Here is a 1,231-nt window from a genome sequence, read left to right on the forward strand (position 1 = left end):
GAGCCTGATGGAGAAGTGGTCTCGTCATTTAAAAATAGTGATAGAAATACGGCTCAACGTACTAGAGATGGGCGATGGAATAGACCTAGTAATGAAAAACTAGATGAATTTAAAGAAAAATTTTCTGATTATGTGAGGTGGTAGGATGGATATACTAAAAATTAATTACATACCAGAAGCGGATGTAACTTTATTTGATATTTGTTTATCTGAATCGGAAGTTGTAATTTATACAGATTGCTTAAATTACGTTTTAACTCATTTATCTGATGAGCAAATATATGAAAAAACGGAATGTTCAAATAAACAAGAGTTATCACATTACTTGACAGATCTAAAAAATTTAATGAAATCAATGGAACATAGAAAATACCTTCCTGATAGGTACAAAGATCTATAAAAAATAATGGCATAGTGGCTATTTAAAGAGCCACTATGCCAACAAATTTTAGTCTCTTACCTCAATCATTTTACTCGCTCTCAGCCAACCGGATGATCAACTGTCCGGCTTGGTGAGTGAGGGTATGTGGTTACTCACCTTAAACCCAAACTCACTCAATCACTTGCCGCTTAACATGAGTTGTGGGCTGGGGTTTGGTTTACCTCGGTTGGGGGGAACCCATTGTATACTTTCTGGTTTTGACCACTGCTTCTTTAGTACACTACAATCGTGCTTATCCTCAGCTGTGAGAGCATGGGACAAACATGCAGCTAGACCCAGTGGCGTTTTTGAACCCTTAAATGGTAATCCAGCGCAAAAAAATGCTGCTGCCGAAAATTTTATCCGAGAAATCTTTAAAGATCCTAAAGTAGTTCGAAACGATTTAGGTGGTGGTGCATTTGAATATCGTTTGCCTAGTGGAAAAGGCGTTAGATATAATGCAGATGGCTCATTTAATACTGTGCTAGACCCAAAGAAGGCAATAAAATGAAAGATAATAAATTAGAACTATTTTTTTCAAGTCCAATGGAATATGAGAATCTAACGTTAGAGGTTCAATTAAATTGGGAGCGGGTTGCAGAAATTAATCAAGATAAAGGTGTAGATAATTTAGAAATTGAACTATTTGGTTCAGATTTATCCCACGGTTTTACAGCTAAAATGCCTTTAGATAATCTAATTTCAATATTGATTGAAGCCAGAGATACATTAAAGAAACAATGAATTTTTACTGAATGAGTAAAAATCCTTGCTCTACACTGGGATCTGAATTAACGATCTTACTCGCTG

General features: G+C 35.7%; 3 protein-coding genes. All 3 read left to right on the forward strand.

Going from position 1 to position 1,231, the window contains the following annotated elements; translation table 11 throughout:
- Positions 1 to 145: 145 nt before the first annotated feature.
- The 3 genes from PSF42_RS08830 to PSF42_RS08840 all read left to right on the forward strand — a co-directional run bounded on the left by PSF42_RS08830 (position 146) and on the right by PSF42_RS08840 (position 1,165).
- A complete protein-coding gene (locus PSF42_RS08830) occupies positions 146 to 400 on the forward strand; it encodes a hypothetical protein (protein WP_272679856.1) in 255 nt (84 codons plus the stop codon).
- A 124-nt stretch (positions 401 to 524) separates the two neighbouring features.
- Positions 525 to 932: a hypothetical protein gene (locus PSF42_RS08835; protein WP_180359478.1), complete on the forward strand. Its 408-nt coding sequence runs from the start codon at positions 525 to 527 to the stop codon at positions 930 to 932.
- Positions 929 to 1,165, forward strand: coding sequence for a hypothetical protein (locus PSF42_RS08840; protein ID WP_272679857.1), 237 nt, complete (start codon positions 929 to 931; stop codon positions 1,163 to 1,165). The genes PSF42_RS08835 and PSF42_RS08840 overlap by 4 nt, the downstream gene beginning before the upstream one ends.
- Positions 1,166 to 1,231: the final 66 nt, after the last annotated feature.

Source organism: Providencia sp. PROV032, from assembly GCF_028484875.1.
GTDB lineage: Bacteria > Pseudomonadota > Gammaproteobacteria > Enterobacterales > Enterobacteriaceae > Providencia > Providencia rettgeri_E.

What these genes read in the sequence shown, in the direction of transcription:
- PSF42_RS08830 (WP_272679856.1), top strand. Translation starts at nt 146, where the DNA reads ATGGATATACTAAAAATTAATTACATACCAGAAGCGGATGTAACTTTA.
- PSF42_RS08835 (WP_180359478.1), top strand. Translation starts at nt 525, where the DNA reads ATGTGGTTACTCACCTTAAACCCAAACTCACTCAATCACTTGCCGCTT.
- PSF42_RS08840 (WP_272679857.1), top strand. Translation starts at nt 929, where the DNA reads ATGAAAGATAATAAATTAGAACTATTTTTTTCAAGTCCAATGGAATAT.